Genomic DNA, 17,779 nt, shown 5'->3' on the forward strand with positions numbered 1-17,779 from the left:
GTGTCATGTAGACCTGGTTTTTGAGATGGCGCGCACCCGCGCCGACGGCCAAGAGAGCAAGGCATTCGATGAGAAACTTTCATTTCCCCGGCAGGTCCACGGTCCATGCCACCAATGCGATGGTGGCGACCTCGCATCCGCAGGCGTCGCTCGCTGCGATCGAGGTGCTCCGTGAGGGCGGCACCGCGGTGGATGCGGCGGTTGCCGGCTCGGCCCTGCTCGGCGTGATCGAGCCGCAATCGACTGGCATCGGCGGCGACTGCTTTGCGCTGATCCAGCCGCGGGGGGAGGGCAAGATCGTCGCCTATAACGGCTCCGGCCGCGCGCCGAAGGCGGCGAATGCCGACTGGTATCTCGAGCGCAAGATCAACGCCGTGCCGCTGACCTCGGCGCATGCGGTCTCGATCCCCGGCGTCATCGACGCCTTCGCGACCGTGCTGCGCGATCACGGCAAGTTCGGTTTCGACCGGCTGCTCCAGCCCGCGATCAAGGCGGCTGAGGAGGGCTATGTCGTGGCGCCCCGCATCGCCTTTGACTGGAAGAACCAGTTCGAGAAGCTGAAGAACGGCACCAACACCGTGCGCTACCTGCTGCCGGGCGGCAAGCCGCCGGTGACCGGCGACGTCATCCGCCAGGTCGAACTCGGCAAGACGCTGCGCGCGATCGCCAAGGACGGCCGCGACGCCTTCTACAAGGGCGAGATCGCGGAGGATATGGTCGAGACACTGCGCGGCATCGGCGGCCTGCACACGCTCGACGACTTTGCCGCTCACACGACGGAAGTGACCACGCCGATCGGCATCATGTACAAGGGCTACGACGTCTGGCAGTGCCCGCCGAACGGCCCGGGCGTCACCGCGCTCTTGATGCTCAACATCCTGTCGCGCTTCGACCTGACCAAGTACGCGCCCGTGAGCGTCGAGCGCTTCCATCTCGAGGCGGAAGCCGCGCGCATCGCCTACATGAATCGCGAGATGCACGTCGCTTCTCCCGAGCACATGAAGATCAATGTCGCCGAGATGCTCGAGAAGGGCTTTGCCAACGAGTACATGAGCAAGATCCGGATGGACGGCATGCTCGACCTGCCGAACGTCGCCCCCCCGATGAACCCCTCGACCATCTACATCACGGTGGTGGACAAGGACCGCAACGTCTGCTCGTTCATCAACTCGGTCGCGCATTCCTTCGGCTCGGCGATCGTCTCGAACAAGACCGGCGTCTTGTTCCAGAACCGCGCCGGCGGCTTCCGCATCCAGCCCGGTCATCCCAACTGCATCGAAGGTGGCAAGCGCCCGCTGCACACGATCATGCCGGGCCTGCTCACCAAGGGCGGCCGTTCGGCGATGTCGTTCGCGGTGATGGGCGGCCAGTACCAGCCGACCGGCCAGACTCATCTGCTGACCAACATCCTCGATTACGGCTGCGACGTGCAGGAGGCGATCGATATGCCGCGCGGCCTGCACTACGAGGGCCAGTACCAGCTCGAGGACAGCGTGCCGGCGGCGATTGTCGAAGGTTTGAAGAAGCTCGGCCACAAGACCACCAGCGTGGTCGGCCCGCTCGGCGGTGCTCAGGCGATTTGGATCGACTGGGACAAGGGCACGCTCACTGGCGGCTCCGATCCGCGTAAGGACGGCTGCGCACTCGGCTATTAAGCTCGCGTGGTTCCGCGCGCGAGATCAGGACGCGCGAGATCAGGAAAAGTTGACGACGGGCGGCGCGGCATTTGCTGCGCCGCCTTTTCTCGTTCGGAACTGCACTCATTGCTCCAAGTTATGGGGCGATGAGCGGTGCAGGCGTGCGCTGCTTTTCTAGATAGCGGCGGAGGCCGGCCATGTCCGACAAATCAAGTTCCCGACCATCCGGATTCGATCGGCGCGCCTTTATGGCCGGTGCTGCCGGAAGTGTGCTGGTTCCAATGACGGCGCGAGCGGCCGCGCAGGATGCGAACGCGCCCGTCGCGCAGGATCCGTCGCTTCCCGTTGAGGTGACGCTGCGTGTGAACGGCAAGGACAAGCACTTGCGCCTCGACGCACGCACCACGGTGCTCGATGCGCTGCGTGAACATCTCAAGCTCACCGGCAGCAAGAAGGGTTGCGACCACGGCCAGTGCGGCGCGTGCACGGTGCTGATCGATGATCGCCGGGTGGTATCGTGCCTGACGTTGGCGGTCGCCGTCGAAGGGCAGGAGATCACGACGATCGAGGGCCTCGCCACCGACGACCGGCTGCATCCGATGCAGCAGGCCTTCATCGACAACGACGCATTCCAGTGCGGCTACTGCACGCCCGGTCAGATCATGTCTGCCGTGGCCTGCGTGAAGGAGGGGCATGCGGGAAACGAGGCCGACATCCGCGAATATATGAGCGGCAACATCTGCCGCTGCGCTGCCTATCCCAACATCGTCGCCGCCGTGAAGCAGGCCGCGCCCGAGATCATGAGAGGTTAGGCGCATGCGACCGTTCTTGTATCAGAGAGCATCAGACTCGAATATGGCCGTGCAGGCGCTCGGCGCCGCAGCGGCCGCCAACAATCCGTTGACGAAAGCGACGGCGCAACCGCTTGCCGGCGGCACCACGCTGATCGATTTGATGAAGCTCGACGTGATGCGGCCCACCACGATCGTCGATATCAATCCGCTGGCGCACGCCTGGTCGGCGATCGAGCCAGGCAGTGATGCCTTGCGGCTCGGCGCGCTCGCAAAGATGTCCGACGTCGCCGCGCACGCCGAGATCCAGCGCAGTTATCCGGTGATCGCGGATTCGCTGAAGCTCGCCGCCAGCGCCCAACTGCGCAACATGGCGACGCTCGGCGGCAACGTGATGCAGCGGACGCGTTGCAATTACTTCCGCGATGTCTCCTATGAGAACTGCAATAAGCGCAATCCTGGGTCTGGCTGTGCCGCAATGGACGGCGTCAATCGCATGCATGCGGTGCTAGGTACCTCCGATCAGTGCATCGCGACCTATCCTGGTGATTTTGCCCAGGCGCTGATCGCGCTGGATGCGACCGTCGAGATCACGGGCAAGGCCGGTACGCGCAGCATGCCGTTCGCCCAGTTGCACAAGGCGCCCGGCGACACGCCTGAGATCGAGACCGCGCTTCAGCCCGGCGAGCTGATCTCGGCGTTTTCCATTTCCGGACGCTGGCCGCGCTCGGTGTATCTCAAGGCACGCGACCGGCAATCTTACGAATTCGCACTCTCATCGGCCGCAATCGCGCTCGACGTGCGGGACGGCACGATCAGGGACGCGCGCGTCGCGCTCGGCGGCGTCGCCACCGTGCCGTGGCGGGCGCGCGAGGCGGAGGCGCTATTGAAGGGACAGAAGTTCGACGAAGCGCTGGGACGGCGTGTCGCCGATGCCGCTTTTGCGGACGCCCGCGGTCGCCGTCACAACAGCTTCAAGATCGCGCTCGGCAAGCGCGTGGTGGCACGCGCGCTCCAGCAGGCCGTAACGATGGAGATCTGACCATGACCGCTGCAGCTCCCGAGCCCAAGGCGAATATGGGTCAATCCGTGCCGCGCTATGATGCGACCGCAAAGGTCACGGGGCGGGCGACCTATGCCTCCGACATGCCGCTGGACAATCCGGCCTACGCATTCCTGGTCACCAGCGCCATCGCCAGGGGCCGCATCGAACGCTTCGATCTCGACGATGCCGGGCGCGTCCGCGGCGTGATCGACATCGTCACGCACGAGAACGCTCCGAAGCTGAAGGAATCCAAACTCTTCAGCAACGGCGGCTATGCCGGCACCACGATCCAGCCGTTGAAGTCGGCCGAAATCGCGCATGACGGCCAGATCATCGCCGTGGTCATCGCGGAGAGCTACGAGGCGGCGCGCGAGGCGGCCAATCGCATCAAGGTCAGCTACACCGCGGCGGCGCCGAGCGCGAGCTTCGACTCGCCGGGAATAACCACGGCGGCTGCGAAGGGCCAGAATTCGCAGTTCAAGGAGGACCCGAAGGTCGGCGACTTCGTCAAGGCCTTCGATGCAGCCGAGGTCAAGCTCACCGCTTCCTATGAAACGCCGACGCAGCACCACAATCCGATGGAGCTGTTCACGATAAGCTGCGCCTGGATGGGCGACAATCTCGTCATCTACGAGGGCAGTCAGTATGTCTATGGCCTGAAGAACGGCGTGGCCGAGCAGCTCGGCATCGACGCCGACAAGGTGCGTGTGGTCAATCCCTATGTCGGCGGCGGTTTTGGTTCGCGCGGCTCGATGACGCCGCGGACCGCCATCATCGCCGGCATTGCCAAGCGCCTGAACCGCCCGATCAAGCTGGTCCCGACCCGCGACCAGGGCTTTACCATCGCGACCTATCGCGCCGAGACGCGGCATGAGATCAAGCTCGGTGCGAGCCGGGACGGCAGGCTGCTCGCTTTGCGGCATGAGGGGGCCGAAGTCTCCTCGCGTCCCGACGCCTATTGCGTCGGCGGCACCAAGACGACGACGCGGCTCTATGCCTGCCCGAATGTCGACAGTCTGGTCTCGATCGTGCGCGCCGATCGCAATACGCCCGGCTTCATGCGCTCACCTCCGGAGGTGCCGTATCTGTTCGCACTGGAAAGCGCGCTGGACGAGCTCGCGGTCAAGCTCGACATGGACCCGATTGAGCTTCGCCGCGTCAACGATACGACGAACGAGCCGATCAGCGGCAAGCCCTACACGTCGCGCTCGCTCATGGCTTGTTTCGACGAGGCCGCCAAAGCGTTCGGCTGGGCGCAACGCTCGCCTCAGCCGAAATCGATGTCGGACGGCGACTGGTTGATCGGCTACGGCTGCGCCGCGACCTGCTATCCGACGCAGATGGCGCCGTCCGCAGCGCGCGTGCGCCTCCAACGCGACGGCCGCACCCGCGTCGAGATCGCCGGCCACGAGATCGGCACCGGAGCTTATACCGTCATCGCCCAGACCGCGGCTGAGCGGCTCGGCGTGCCGCTCGAGAAGGTGGCAGTCTTCATCGGTGACAGCGACCTGCCGCCGGCGCCGGTGGCGGGCGGTTCGAACTCGACCGCCAGCACCTGTTCTGCGGTGATGATGGTGTGCGACCAGATCCGCCAGCGCCTGTTCAAGGCGGTGATGCCGAGCGACAGCCTCGCCGACAAGGCCAAGGAGACCGTCGGCATCAGCCCGGCGCCGTCGACCCAGGCGGCGAAGGGCGATCGCTCCCTCGATCTCGACAAGGCCTTCGATGCGCTCGGCGTCGGCGTCGTCGAGGAATATGGCGAGTGGAAGCCTGAGGGCGCGCCGCTGGATTCCTTCCACGCCATGCACACGGGTCACGTGCGGTTGATCGGCGGCCACGCCATGAAAGACCAGATCGCCTACGCCTTCGGTGCGGAGTTCGTCGAGGTCCGCGTCAACCGCTTCACACACGAAATCCGCTGCCCCCGCCTGGTCGGCGCATTCGCGGCAGGCAGAATCATGAATCCTCGCACCGCGCGCAGCCAGCTCATGGGCGGCCTGATCTGGGGCATGTCCTCGGCGCTGCTGGAGGCCACCGAGATTGACGAGCGCAATGCGCGCTACGTCAACGACAATCTTGCCGACTACCTCGTGCCTGTGAATGCCGATGTACCCGGCGTCGAGGTGATCATGCTTTCCGAGCAGGACGACCATATCAACCTGGTGGGCGCAAAGGGCCTTGGCGAGCTTGCCAATGTCGGCACCAATGCCGCGATCTGCAACGCGATCTATCACGCCACCGGCCAGCGGATCCGCAAGCTGCCGGTGCGGCTGGAAAATATCGAGGTCTAAGGGGTGGAAACGGCGACGGCGTTGGGCTAGACACCTCCCGCCTCAAATGGAAGGTGTCTTATGCAGCGTTTCCAGCGCATGCTCGTCGCTATCATGTCGGCGCTCGCGATCACCGTGATTGGTGGCGTATCCGATTTCGTTTCCACCACGGCCTCGGCCCAGACCGCAGGAAAGACCATGACAACAGCTTCAGGCTTGCAGATCATCGACTCCACCGTCGGCACCGGTGCTTCGCCGCAGCCCGGTCAGATCTGCGTGATGCACTATACCGGCTGGCTCTATGAGAACGGCCAGAAGGGCAAGAAATTCGACTCCTCCGTCGATCGCAAGGAGCCGTTCGAATTCCCGATCGGCAAGGGCCGTGTCATCGCCGGCTGGGACGAAGGCGTTGCCTCGATGAAGGTCGGCGGCAAGCGCACGCTGATCATCCCGCCGCAGCTCGGCTACGGCGCCCGCGGTGCCGGCGGCGTGATCCCGCCGAACGCGACGCTGATGTTCGACGTGGAATTGCTCGCGGTGAAGTGACGGCGCAGCCCATTCCAGGGCGGTGCGTAGCACCGAACCCGGAATCTCGAGATCCCGGGTTCGATGCTCTGCATCGCCCCGGGATGACGATCGAACAAAAAGATCGGCCTTGTGGCCGGTCTTTTTCATTTTCAATCCTACGCGCATCACTCAGCCGCGCGACGTGCCGCCGCCGCGGCGCGATCCATCGCATCCTTCGCGGCGTCCTTGGTATCCCCCATGGCCTGCTGACCCTTGCCCTTGATCTCCTGCACCGCGCCTTCGCCCTTCATGCGATCGGATCCGGTGGCATCGCCGATGCCCTGCTTGGCCCTGCCGATCGCCTCGTTGGCATTGCCCTTGATCTTGTCGGTGGTGCTACCCATAAAACGCTCCTTCCATTTTGCTCGGCGAGACAACCTCCGGCAGCTACCAGCGTTCCGATTTTGGTATGGCTTGCGGCTGTGCCTTTAGGTTAGTTTTGCGGCGCGCGGAACCAACAGAAAGCAAGTCCCATGACCGGCCATGACCACTCGCATTCCCACCATGACCACGATCATGATCGCTGGAAGCACGACGGTGTGCGCGTCATTCCGGGCAACCAGCTCGACACGAATGTGCCGTCGACGGCAGGCATGGACCGTGCGGCCGCCATCAATTTTGCACGCGTCGGGGCCCAGAAATTGTGGGCGGGCACGGTCAGCATCAAGCCGGATGCCAAGACCGGCGCGCATCATCACGGCCATCTGGAAAGCGTCATCTATGTGGTGAAGGGGAGGGCGCGGATGCGCTGGGGCGAGAGCCTGCAATTCACCGCGGAAGCCGGTCCCGGCGATTTCATTTTCGTCCCGCCCTATGTGCCGCACCAGGAGATCAATGCCAGCCCGGACGAGGTGCTGGAATGCGTGCTGGTGCGCAGCGACGGCGAGGCGGTGGCGATCAACCTCGACATCGAGCCAGTCGAGAAGCCCGAGACCGTGCTGTGGATCGATCCGGTGCACCGGGATCCCAACGAGAAGAAGTAGGACCAATCAGGGCGCGGGCGGTGCGGCAGAACCCCGCAGATCGGCGTCCCAAAAATTGTCGGAAGCGGTGTCGGATGGCGGCCTGGCCGTCCGTCCTTGGGCAGAACCCCGCCCAAGGAGCTTCCAATGCCCAAGATGATCTTCGTCAACCTCCCGGTGACCGACCTCAAGCGCGCGACCGCCTTCTATGAGGCGGTCGGCGCGGTCAAGAACCCGCAATTCAGCGACGAGACCGCGAGCTGCATGGTCTTTTCCGAGACCATTTTCGCCATGCTGCTGACCCACGACAAATTCCGCCAGTTCACGCCGAAGCCGATCGCAGACGCCAGGACCGCGAACCAGGTGCTGTTCTGCCTGTCCGCGGACAGCCGCAGCGATGTCGACGATATCGTCGCCAAGGCCGAGGCTGCGGGCGGGACGCCCGACCCCAGCCCGAAGGACGAATACAGCTTCATGTACGGGCGCAGCTTCGAAGATCCCGACGGCCATATGTGGGGCGTGAACTGGATGGATCTTTCGGCCGCGCCTCTGCAGCCCGACATGGCGAACGCCTGATCCAAGCTCGTCAACACCTGAAGAGGAGTATTCACGATGTCCAAGCTCGTGCCCTGTATGTGGTTCAACGGCGATGCCGAGGACGCTGCAAAATTCTACGTCTCGCTGGTCCCGAATTCAGAGATCACGCACGTCCAGCGCAACGTTTCGGACGGGCCCTCCGGCAAGGAAGGCTCGGTGCTCGTCGTCGAGTTCACGGTGGCCGGGCAGCCCCTGGTCGCGCTCAACGGCGGCATGAAGATGGAATACACCCATGCGATCTCGCTGATGATCCATTGCGACGATCAGGCCCAGGTCGACAGCGTCTGGAATGCGTTCCTCGCCCATGGCGGCAAGGAGGAGCAGTGCGGCTGGCTCAGGGATCGCTGGGGCGTGGCCTGGCAGGTGGTGCCGAAAGTGATGTTCGACTTCCTGTCGAGCCCGGACAAGGCCGCGGCCGCGCGCGCGATGCAGGCCATGATGAAGATGGTGAAGCTGGATGTTGAAGCCCTGCGTCGTGCGTTCGAGGGCAAGTCGGCGGCGTGAGGCTTTGATCTCTCCACATACTCGCTGTCATCGCCCGCCTTCCCCTTCGCAGGGCATGACCGTGTCGTAGGGCGGGCAAAGGCGCGCTTGCGCCGTGCCCACCATCCATCCCCGATTGCGAGCGTCGGTGGGCACGCTCCGCTTTGCCCACCCTACGAAACTGCGCCTAGACGCATCAGTAGTTGATCCGCAGCCCCACGCCGCCGTGGATGGTGTTGCCCACCGGCTGCGGGCCCAGCGTGCCGTTTGCGAACAGGTCCACGATCCAGCCCTTCTGCACGCGGAAGCCGAGGCGGCCGCCATATTCGAACCAGCCCTGGTTGCCCATGGTCGGCACGACAACGCCGTTGCCGGTCACCGTGGCGACAATTCCGCTATGGCTGGCGAACGACTGCACCCAGCCGCCGTTGATGTTGGCCTCGATGTTGCTGCCGTAAAGATGGGTCCACTGGCCGCCGATCTTGACGAGGCTGGTGCGGTCGGTGCCATCAGCGATGCTGGCGTCGAATGGATTGAACGCCACTGCACTGTCGGTGTAGCCCGACACGCGTTGCCAGAGCTGCCACACCTCGATCGAGGCCGCGACCTCATCGCGCGGCGAGAGGCGGCTCATCCAGCCGGCGCGGCCGTAGACGGCGTAGTTCGAGGCGTTGGTCGAGCTCGTCACGCTGACCGGGCCGAAACTGGTGTCGTAGCTGCGCGTGTAGCGCGCCTTCTCCCATGGCGTCAGGATGGTGCCGACCTCGAAGAAGGGGCGCGACGAGCCCCAATCGGTGAAGTCATAGCGCAGCGCGAAAGCGCCGATCGGTGCGCTCGTGATCTTGTAGCCGCCCTCATTGTAATGCGTGTAGGCGATGCCGGCGAGCAGCGACAGATTGTTGGTCAGCTCCTTGCGGCCGTGAATGCCGGCCGAGAACGAGCCGGCCGAGCCGAATGCGCTGATGCAGTCGCTGCAACTGATCTGTTCGTTGACGCCGAGCAGCACCGTGCCGAGCACCCGGTTGGTGATCATCTGGTTGAAGCGCTGATTGGCGAGGCCGCCGATCGAATTGCCGCTGGAATCCGCTCCGGTCGGCGTCGGGCTCGGGGACGGATATGGCGACGGCGAGGGGTAAGGGCTGGGCGACGGGGAAGGTGTCGGAGACGGTGAATAGGTCGGCGTCGGCGTCGGCTCACCGCATTCGATCTCGCAGGTCGCCTGGGCTGCCGCCGGAAGAATATCGAACGCGACAAACGCAAGCGCGGTCACGGCGGAAACTACGCCGGCGAGGATGAGGCGCTTCAACCGCGGCATTGCCATCGTCAGCGCCCGCACAGCACGCCGTCGTCCTGGACGGCGGGCGTGATGGTCGGCGAGGCGCCGGCGTACTGGTTGACCGCGCACAACCCGGCGCTCGCCGCGCAGTTGGCGGCGAAGGTCCAGGGCGGTGTGTTGCTCTTGGTGATGCTCACCTTGCCGCCGGTCGAGGTGATGATTGCGGTGTCGCCGGGCTGGGTGAGTTGCACGCACTGGGAGCTCTTCGTGCAGACGCTGGCCGCGCCGTCCTGAAGCACCACCACGGAGCGCCCGCGTTGCGAGAGAATGTCGAGCGTGGTGCCGCGCACGCCGATGGTCGCGAGCGGCGTCGTGATCTTGTAGGCGGTCTTCTCGGAATGCCCGGTGACGAAGCGGAACGCGCCGGTGGTCATGCGGATCGCGACGTCGCGATAGCTATGTTCGTCGTTGAAGACGGTGCGGTCGAGCTTCAGCGTGGCGCTCGGCCCGAGCGACAGATTGGTGCTGTCGGCCATCACGAAACGCGCCGCGCTGTCGGCGCCGGTCCGCACGGTCTCGTCGCGCAGCATGCTGTCGCCGACATTGATGGGCGTCGTGGTCGCGGCGACGCGCACAACTTCGTTCTGGATCACGACGGCTTCGCCGACGCGCGTTTGCGCCTTGGCGCCGGGCGCCGCGCAGATTGCGGCCATGAGCAGTGCGGGGAAAAGCCAAAAACGCAAATTCATTTCGCAACCGATCGATGTGTCCCTGATCGTACCGGATCGCGCGCGCTTCTGATGTGGCGGAATTATCACAAGCGGCGCGGGACGTGCGTCATGCTTAGTGACAGTTGCGGCAGAATGCGTTCAATGATGAGAGCCAGTCTATTTTCCGCCGCGGTGAAGCAGATTTGCCACGCAAGACAGCACCATCAAAGACGCCTGAATCGCCTGCAGTTCCAAAGCTGTCGCGGAGCGCAGTGATTGCTGTCGCGATTTTCCTGGCTGCCCATCTGGCGCTGCTGATCGGCCTCACCACGCCGGAAAAATTCGTCTTCGACGAGGTGCATTACGTGCCGGCGGCGCGGCAGATGCTGGCGCCCGCGATGTCGCAGCCGATGCTCAACCCGATGCATCCGCCGCTGGCCAAGGAGCTGATCGCAGCATCGATCGCAACCTTCGGCGACAACGCACTTGGCTGGCGTTATCCCGCGACAGTGTTCGGCGCGCTCGCGATCGTCGCGATTTATCTGTGCGGCCTCGCGCTGTTTGCCCGCGATCGCCGCGGCGCTGATCGCTGGTTTCAACCAGATGGTCTATGTGCAGGCGCGCATTGCCATGCTGGACATCTTTGCGCTCGGCTTCGGCCTGCTCGCGACTGCCGCCTTCATGCATGGTTTTCGCAGAGAGCGGCCGCAGGCGATGTTTGCGCTCGCGGGCAGCCTGTTCGGCTGTGCTGCAGCCTGCAAATGGAGTGGCCTGTTTCCGCTTGGCGTCTGCATCGTCATCATTGCGGTGATCCGCTTGATGCAGGGCTGGCGCACGCTGTTCGCCGACCCGAAGCCGGACGATTGGTATCGGCCGGAGCTTTGGCCAAGCCTGAAACCGCATCATATAGCGCTCTGCTTTGCCGTCTTGCCGACGGTGGCCTATCTTGCCGCCTTCGTGCCGCTTTACGGCTTGTCGCTGGCGGATTTGATCGAGGCGCAGCGGCGGATCTTTGCCGACAACACCACGACGGCCATCGCTGGCCACACCTATATGAGCGCATGGCCATCCTGGCCGTTGCTCGCGCGGCCGGTGTGGTTCCTGTTCGACAAGACGGCGGAGGACCACGTTGCCGCAATCGTCTTCCTCGGCAATCCGCTGGTAGCATGGCCGGCGCTGCTCGCGCTCGTCGTGGTGCTGCGCGATTTCATCGTGGCGCGGCGCTCGGACGCGTTCCTGATCGCGGCATTCTATTTCGGTCCCTGGCTCGCCTGGGCGTTACTGCCGCGCACCCTAGGTTTCATCTATTACTATCTTCCGGCTGCGACCGCAGCGTCGCTGGCGCTGGTCTATGTGCTGCGCCGGGAGGGGCTGCCACGCTGGCTGCTATGGGCTTATGTCGGCGTCGCCGCGGCCGGCTTTGCAGTCATGCTGCCGATTTCCGCGGCCTTCATCGGCACCTCGATGAAGGGATTCAACCGGCTGATGCTGTTTCAAAGCTGGATATGACATCGCCGCCTGCCGGGAAGCGGCAGGCGGCGTGTTTTGGCCGACGACCGCGAGTTACTTCGCCGCAGTCTTGGTGTCCATGTTCACGACCTGGACGCGGCGGTTGATCGGGTCGGCGCCGTTGACAGCATCCTTCAGCTTGGTCTTGCCATAGCCGACGGTGACCAGATCGTTGCCGTTGAGGCCGTAGTTCTGCACCAGGTACTTCTTGATGGTGTCGGCGCGCCGCTCGGAGAGCCCTTGATTGTATTCTTCGCCGCCGATCGCGTCGGTGTGCCCGGCGACAACGAAGGTCGAGCCCTTGAGGGCCGGATCGGACAGAGCCTTGCCGAGCGCCTGTACGGAGGCCACCGATGTCTTGGCGATATCGGCCGAGTTGTAGTCGAACTGGATCTCCAGATCGATCTTCGGCTTGGTCGCCGCGAGCTCGGCGATCTGCTCGCGCTCGCCCGTCGAGAGCGACCGGGTCGAGCGGTTGCGCACGGTGTTCAGGAAGGTCGCTTCCTTGGCCTGCGCGGTCGTGTCGGCCTGCGGACCGACGGAGAGGCCGCGGGTCACCGGCTTCGGCTTCAGTGCATCGACGATCTGGCTGGCGGAGATGTTGTTGTCGCCGGCCAGCGCAAGGCTCGCCGTCATCGACAGGGCTGCGGAGAGGGTTATCGCCTTCAGTCCAAAAAACTTATCAAAACGGGTCATTGTCGTATCCTCGCTGTTACGCCTGATGGCGATTTGATGCTGCGAGCCTAGGGCAGGTTCAACGGCGCTGATGTGATCTTGGTCACATTCGAAACTGCGAGCCGAGGTCACTCTTGGTCGGGCTCGTTTGTTCGCGGTTTGCTTCGAACTGCTCCCGAGGGGTTCCCGGAACGCGCGTTCACCGCTCGTCGCAAGGGCGTCGCCTCATGGCCCGCCCGCGAACAAGAATTCGTCCAGAAGCCCGCCTACCACGCTTCAATCATTCGACAATTTGTCCCGTCCGCGACAGGAGCCGAGTTCCGTCCAGTGCCGAGGCCAAGTGAGCGTGACTATCAATTCTATCGCAGTGGCCCGCCGGATCGGACATTGTTCCTGAGCTCAATGCCCATCTATATCGGCGCAGCGATGATCGCAGTGGCGATCCTGCTGTCGACGCTGATCACGGGGCTGACCTCCCGCTTTGTCGGGCTCGAAGGGCCGAGCGAGGAGAACATGTGGCTGGTCGACCGCCTCACCGGGAGCGTTTATCGCTGCCAGGCGGAGGGACGTGGCAAGGCCGTGTGCGAGCCGGATGTCGCGACCGGAAGCCTCGGGGAGCGCCCAAAAGCCGCACGCTAATAATGGGCTGGCGTTGCGGCGCAGCAACGAAAATGTCTTCTCCCTGCTAACCTCTCGCTGAAGAATGGCTCCTGTGTTGGCCGGCATGGCGCCGGTTTTGTTCCACGGAGGAGACATTCGATGAAGATGTTGCTTTCGCTCGTTCTGCTCGCCGCGCTCGCGGCCTCGCCCGCTTCTGCGGCAAAGATGCAGCCCTGTACAGGCGAGGCGATCGGCAAGTCGGTGACCGCGATGGGAACCGTGGATTCGCCGGGCAAACAGGCGATGGCCAAGGAAATGGCTGCAGCCAACACCGAGATGAGCAAAGGCAATATGCGCGGTGCCTGTCAGCACTACATGAAGGCGCAGAAGATGGGCGCGAAATAGCTCGAGCCTCACGTTGACCGACCGCGCTGTCAGCAGATGGCAGCGCGGTTTTTCTTTGCCTCCTTTGTTTGCCTCAACGCGAATCCCGCTACATTACCACGTGCAATGTCCCGCACGCCGAAACCACTTCCACTCACCACGACACAGGCCCGGCAGATCTGGCTGCATGCCCAGCGGCTGGACGAACGCAGCCCGTTCGGCGAGGGCGCGCAGGCCGTGGCGGACGCGGTCGCCCATCTCGGCTATGTGCAGATCGACACCATCAACGTCATCGAGCGGTGCCATCACCACATCCTGTTCAGCCGCATTCCGTCCTATAGTCGCGCCGATCTGCGCCAAGCCCAGAGCACCGACAAGAGCGTGTTCGAATACTGGACGCATGCGCTCTCCTACGTGCCGGCGAGCGACTTCCGCTTCTTCCTGCCGGCGATGCGCGAGCATCGGCGCGAGGGGCACAAATGGTTCGCTTCGGTGAAGCCGGCCGACACACGCAAGGTGATGCGGCTGCTGCGTGCCGGTCCGCTGACGATCCGCGACATCGATGACGACGTGCTCGTCGAGAAGGAGCATCTTTGGCAGAGCCGCAAGCCGTCGAAGCGGGCGTTGCAGCTCGCCTTCTATACCGGCGCGGTGACCATCAGCGAGCGCCAGGGCATGCTCAAGACCTATGAGCTGATGGCGCGGCATTTCGGCTGGGACAGACCGCCGAAGCCGGCGTCGGCTAGGGAGATCACGGCCTATCTGCTAGACCGCGCGCTGCGCTCGCAGGGCGTGGTCAGCCTCGATTCGATCTGCCATCTCGACGCGCCGCGCAAGAAGCCGGTCGCGCGCCTGATCGCCTCGCGCGTCCGCCGAGGCGAGCTCGTGCCTGTTACGATCGAGGGCGCCGGCAAGCAGGAGCATTGGGCCTCGCTCGCAGCGCTGGAGCCGCATGAGGTGTCGCCCGATCTCGTCCACATCCTTTCGCCGTTCGATCCTCTGATCATCCAGCGCAAACGCACCAATCTGATCTTCGGCTACAACCACCTGTTCGAAGCCTATGTGCCGAAGGCCAAGCGCAAGTTCGGCTACTTCGCGCTGCCCGTGCTGGTCGGCGACGAGATAGTCGCCGCGCTCGATCTCAAGACCGACCGGCAAGCGAAGAAGCTGTTGATGCAGAAATGGACCTGGATCGGGCAGGGCAAGAAGACGGCGGGACGCCGGGAGCTCAAGCGGAAGATCGAAGAGGAGCTCGATCGCTTCGAGCGATTTCAATTGGCGGAGTGAGACGCCTTCTGCGTCGGCGCAATGGCTTGATCCGGCTGCGCCCCGTGCATTGCTCGCTCCATTGACTCTTTGCCCGCGATGCTCAAAACCGCCACTCAGCCCACAAAAGCAACAACCCCGGGGGGAAGCCATGAGCCAGACCATCTATGCCGGTTCCGCCGGCGGCGCCAAGAGCGCCAGCAAGAGCGACATCGAAACCTCGACCATTCGCGCCATCTCCTGGCGCCTGATTCCGTTCCTGGTGCTGGCCTACTTCTTCTCCTATCTCGACCGCGTCAATCTCGGCTTCGCTGCGCTGACCATGAATGCCGAGCTGAAATTCACGCCGCTGATCTTCTCCTGGGGCGCCGGCATCTTCTTCATCGGCTACTTCATCTTCGAGGTGCCGAGCAACCTCGCGCTGGAAAAATTCGGCGCGAGCCGCTGGATCGCCCGCATCATGGTGACCTGGGGCATCATCTCGGCGCTGATGGCGGCGGTCAGCGGTGTCACCAGCTTCTACGTCCTGCGCTTCCTGCTCGGCGTCGCCGAGGCCGGCTTCTTCCCCGGCATCATCCTCTATCTCACCTATTGGTACCCGGCCGAATATCGCGCCCGCTTCCTCGCGGCCTTCGCCATTGCGGTGCCGGTCTCGACCGTGATCGGCGCGCCGATCTCGGGCCTCTTGCTCGGGCTCGACGGCATGATGGGCCTGAAGGGCTGGCAGTGGCTGTTCATCATCGAGGGCATCCCCTCGGTGCTGCTCGGCATCGTCACCTGGTTTTATCTCACCGACAAGCCGGAGAAAGCGGACTGGCTCTCTTCCGAGCAGAAGGCCTGGCTCAAGGCGAAGCTTGATGCCGAGATCGCCATCAAGCAGGCCGTGAAGCATCCCTCGCTGGGCGAAGCCCTGTCCTCGCCGAAGGTGATCGCGCTCAGCCTGATCTATTTCGGCTTCGTCGGCGCGCTCTACGGCATGCAGTTCTGGCTGCCGCAGATCGTCAAGGCGTTCGGCCTCACCAACGCGCAGACCGGCTTCGTCACCGCGATCCCCTATCTGTTCGGCACCATCGCCATGATCCTGTGGGCGCGGCATTCGGATGCGAGTCGCGAGCGCGTCATGCATGTCGGCGCGCCGCTGCTGCTCACCGCCGTCGCGCTCGGCATCTCCTCTTATCTCACCGATCCCACCCTCACGATGGTGGTGCTGACGGTGGCGGCGGTCGGCGTGTTCTGCTGCTTCGGCGTGTTCTGGACCCTGCCGACCGCCTGGCTGTCCGGCACGGCAGCCGCCGGCGCCATCGCCCTGATCAACTCGATCGGCAATCTCGCGGGCTTCGGCGGGCCTTATCTGATCGGCTGGGTCAAGGAAGCCACCGGCCAGACCTCGACCGGCCTGCTCGTCCTCGCGGTGCTGCCGTTGATCGCCGGCATTTTGGTCTTCGTCGGCGGGCACGACAGCAAGCACGAGTTCAGTGAGAGGCGGTGAGGGCGAAACCCCACCGCTGCGTAGCCCGGATGGAGCGGAAGCGAAATCCGGGACCGCTCTCTCCGCGACTTGGTCCGAAGTCCCCGAATTACGCTTAGGCGCCATTCGGGCTACCGACCTGTGCGCCCCGTACCATGGCACCCGCCTAACAACGGTCCTCCCCAAATCTCACCACCCCTTAACGATCACGCTTTCCTGATGACTGACGATTATTGACTTTTATCAGTGATTATTCGACATTCCTCTCAATCGAGATGCAGGAGTGTCCTTCGATGTTCGTCCGGTCGGTTTTGTCCAGCTATTCCAGGCTCTTGGCGGGTGTGTCGCTGGCCCTGATGGCCGCTGCGTTGGCCGGGTGCAATGATACCGTCGCCGAAAAGGCGGAGCCGCCGCGGCCAGTTCTGGTCGCGACCGCGCATTATGATGCCGAGACGCCGGAACGCAGCTTCGTTGGCACCATCAGGCCTCGGATCGAGAGCGATCTCGGCTTCCGCGTCGCCGGCAAGGTGGCAAAGCGCCTGGTCGAAGTCGGCCAGACCGTCGAGGTCGGCCAGCCGCTCGCCACCCTCGACGAGGTTGACCTGAAGCTCCAGGCCGAGCAGGCCGTCGCCGAGCAGACTGCCGCGACCGGCGTGTTGGCCCAGGCCGCCGCCGCCGAGCAGCGCGCCAAGGACCTGAAGGCCAAGGGCTGGACCACCGACGCGCAGCTGGATTCGAGCCGCGCGGCCGCCGACGAGGCCCGCGCACGCCTCGATCGCGCTGTCCGCTCGGTCGAGCTGACCAAGAATTCCCTTTCCTACGCGACGCTCGTTGCCGACGCCCGCGGCGTCGTCACCGCAACGCTGATCGAGCCCGGCCAGGTGGTTGCCGCGGGCCAGGCTTCGATCCGTGTCGCCCGCTTTGCCGAGAAGGAAGCGGTCGTCGCGATCCCTGAGACGCTGGTTGGACGCGCCAAGTCGGGCGTCGCCAGCGTCACTCTTTGGTCGGAGCCGGACAAGAAATACGCAGCGAAGCTGCGCGAGATCGCGCCGGCGGCCGATCCGGCCACCCGTACCTATCTTGCAAAGTTCTCGCTGCCCGAAGCGGACGACAAGGTCGCGCTCGGCATGACCGCGACGCTGACGCTGTCCGACGCCGCAACCGAGCGCGTCGCCCGGCTGCCGCTGTCGGCGCTGTTCAACGAAGGCGACAAGCCGTCCTTCTTCGTCGTCGACGACAACGGCTCCGTCACGCTGAAGCCGGTGACGGTGAAGTCCTACGAGACCAACGACGTCGTCATCACGGGCGGCGTGGAAGAGGGCGCCAAGATCGTCGCTCTCGGCGTGCAGAAGCTCGATCCGAGCCAGCGGGTGCGGATCGTGTCGTCACTGTCCTTCTAAGCGTCTTACGAGTTTCGTCGTGTGAGGTGAGTTTCGGCCGGAGCGCAAATGCGAAGGCTGAAGCGGCGAAGCGATCCAGAACCTGCCCAGCCCCCTGGATTGCTTCGCTGCCTCGCGACGACGGTTTGAGCAAAGCGGC

At 64.1% G+C, this 17,779-nt stretch carries 17 protein-coding genes and 1 pseudogene; 14 read left to right on the forward strand and 4 right to left on the reverse strand.

Features of this window, described 5'->3' with window-relative positions; all coding sequences use genetic code 11:
• The first annotated feature begins 68 nt into the window (after positions 1-68).
• The 5 genes from ggt to P6U29_RS09400 all read left to right on the forward strand — a co-directional run bounded on the left by ggt (position 69) and on the right by P6U29_RS09400 (position 6,289).
• Positions 69-1,655, forward strand: a complete 1,587-nt coding sequence (ggt, locus tag P6U29_RS09380) for a gamma-glutamyltransferase (RefSeq protein ID WP_407117329.1) — start codon at positions 69-71, stop codon at positions 1,653-1,655.
• Positions 1,656-1,834: 179 nt separating this feature from the next.
• Entirely contained in the window at positions 1,835-2,449 is a 615-nt protein-coding gene (locus P6U29_RS09385) for a (2Fe-2S)-binding protein (RefSeq protein ID WP_407117330.1), read from the forward strand.
• A 4-nt stretch (positions 2,450-2,453) separates the two neighbouring features.
• A complete protein-coding gene (locus tag P6U29_RS09390) occupies positions 2,454-3,470 on the forward strand; it encodes an FAD binding domain-containing protein (RefSeq protein WP_407117331.1) in 1,017 nt (338 codons plus the stop codon).
• Positions 3,471-3,472: 2 nt separating this feature from the next.
• Entirely contained in the window at positions 3,473-5,764 is a 2,292-nt protein-coding gene (locus P6U29_RS09395; RefSeq protein WP_407117332.1) for a xanthine dehydrogenase family protein molybdopterin-binding subunit, read from the forward strand.
• A 60-nt stretch (positions 5,765-5,824) separates the two neighbouring features.
• The gene (locus tag P6U29_RS09400) at positions 5,825-6,289 is read left to right on the forward strand and encodes an FKBP-type peptidyl-prolyl cis-trans isomerase (protein ID WP_407117333.1); all 465 of its coding nucleotides are present in this window, start codon (positions 5,825-5,827) and stop codon (positions 6,287-6,289) included.
• A 146-nt stretch (positions 6,290-6,435) separates the two neighbouring features.
• Here the strand turns inward: P6U29_RS09400 and P6U29_RS09405 are convergent, their stop codons facing one another.
• Entirely contained in the window at positions 6,436-6,654 is a 219-nt protein-coding gene (locus tag P6U29_RS09405; RefSeq protein WP_407117334.1) for a CsbD family protein, read from the reverse strand.
• 129 nt (positions 6,655-6,783) lie between these two features.
• Between P6U29_RS09405 and P6U29_RS09410 the strand changes: the two genes are divergently transcribed.
• The 3 genes from P6U29_RS09410 (at position 6,784) to P6U29_RS09420 (ending at position 8,373) form a co-directional block, all read left to right on the forward strand.
• Positions 6,784-7,293 (forward strand): cupin domain-containing protein, encoded by a 510-nt coding sequence (locus P6U29_RS09410; RefSeq protein WP_407117335.1) that lies wholly within the window; start codon positions 6,784-6,786, stop codon positions 7,291-7,293.
• 126 nt (positions 7,294-7,419) lie between these two features.
• Entirely contained in the window at positions 7,420-7,848 is a 429-nt protein-coding gene (locus P6U29_RS09415; RefSeq protein WP_407117336.1) for a VOC family protein, read from the forward strand.
• Positions 7,849-7,884: 36 nt separating this feature from the next.
• Complete coding sequence (locus tag P6U29_RS09420; RefSeq protein WP_407117337.1) at positions 7,885-8,373, forward strand: VOC family protein; 489 nt, start codon at positions 7,885-7,887, stop codon at positions 8,371-8,373.
• A 175-nt stretch (positions 8,374-8,548) separates the two neighbouring features.
• Here the strand turns inward: P6U29_RS09420 and P6U29_RS09425 are convergent, their stop codons facing one another.
• Positions 8,549-9,673 (reverse strand): hypothetical protein, encoded by a 1,125-nt coding sequence (locus P6U29_RS09425; RefSeq protein ID WP_407117338.1) that lies wholly within the window; start codon positions 9,671-9,673, stop codon positions 8,549-8,551.
• Between the two features lie 2 nt (positions 9,674-9,675).
• A complete protein-coding gene (locus P6U29_RS09430; protein WP_407117339.1) occupies positions 9,676-10,377 on the reverse strand; it encodes a FecR domain-containing protein in 702 nt (233 codons plus the stop codon).
• Between the two features lie 51 nt (positions 10,378-10,428).
• On the opposite strand from P6U29_RS09430, the pseudogene P6U29_RS09435 reads away from it, so the two are divergent.
• Positions 10,429-11,847, forward strand: a pseudogene (locus P6U29_RS09435) (phospholipid carrier-dependent glycosyltransferase).
• Between the two features lie 54 nt (positions 11,848-11,901).
• On the opposite strand, the gene P6U29_RS09440 reads toward P6U29_RS09435, so the two are convergent.
• Positions 11,902-12,543: an OmpA family protein gene (locus P6U29_RS09440; RefSeq protein WP_407117340.1), complete on the reverse strand. Its 642-nt coding sequence runs from the start codon at positions 12,541-12,543 to the stop codon at positions 11,902-11,904.
• Between the two features lie 381 nt (positions 12,544-12,924).
• On the opposite strand from P6U29_RS09440, the gene P6U29_RS09445 reads away from it, so the two are divergent.
• The 5 genes from P6U29_RS09445 (at position 12,925) to P6U29_RS09465 (ending at position 17,640) form a co-directional block, all read left to right on the forward strand.
• A complete protein-coding gene (locus P6U29_RS09445; RefSeq protein WP_407117341.1) occupies positions 12,925-13,161 on the forward strand; it encodes a hypothetical protein in 237 nt (78 codons plus the stop codon).
• A gap of 126 nt (positions 13,162-13,287) precedes the next feature.
• The gene (locus P6U29_RS09450; RefSeq protein ID WP_407117342.1) at positions 13,288-13,527 is read left to right on the forward strand and encodes a hypothetical protein; all 240 of its coding nucleotides are present in this window, start codon (positions 13,288-13,290) and stop codon (positions 13,525-13,527) included.
• Between the two features lie 105 nt (positions 13,528-13,632).
• Complete coding sequence (locus P6U29_RS09455; protein WP_407117343.1) at positions 13,633-14,793, forward strand: winged helix-turn-helix domain-containing protein; 1,161 nt, start codon at positions 13,633-13,635, stop codon at positions 14,791-14,793.
• A 130-nt stretch (positions 14,794-14,923) separates the two neighbouring features.
• The gene (locus P6U29_RS09460) at positions 14,924-16,261 is read left to right on the forward strand and encodes an MFS transporter (protein WP_407117344.1); all 1,338 of its coding nucleotides are present in this window, start codon (positions 14,924-14,926) and stop codon (positions 16,259-16,261) included.
• Between the two features lie 272 nt (positions 16,262-16,533).
• On the forward strand, positions 16,534-17,640 hold the full coding sequence (locus tag P6U29_RS09465) for an efflux RND transporter periplasmic adaptor subunit (RefSeq protein ID WP_407117345.1): 1,107 nt from the start codon (positions 16,534-16,536) through the stop codon (positions 17,638-17,640).
• Positions 17,641-17,779: the final 139 nt, after the last annotated feature.

Origin of the sequence: Bradyrhizobium sp. LMG 9283 (assembly GCF_045571415.1) — a bacterium.
GTDB lineage: Bacteria > Pseudomonadota > Alphaproteobacteria > Rhizobiales > Xanthobacteraceae > Bradyrhizobium.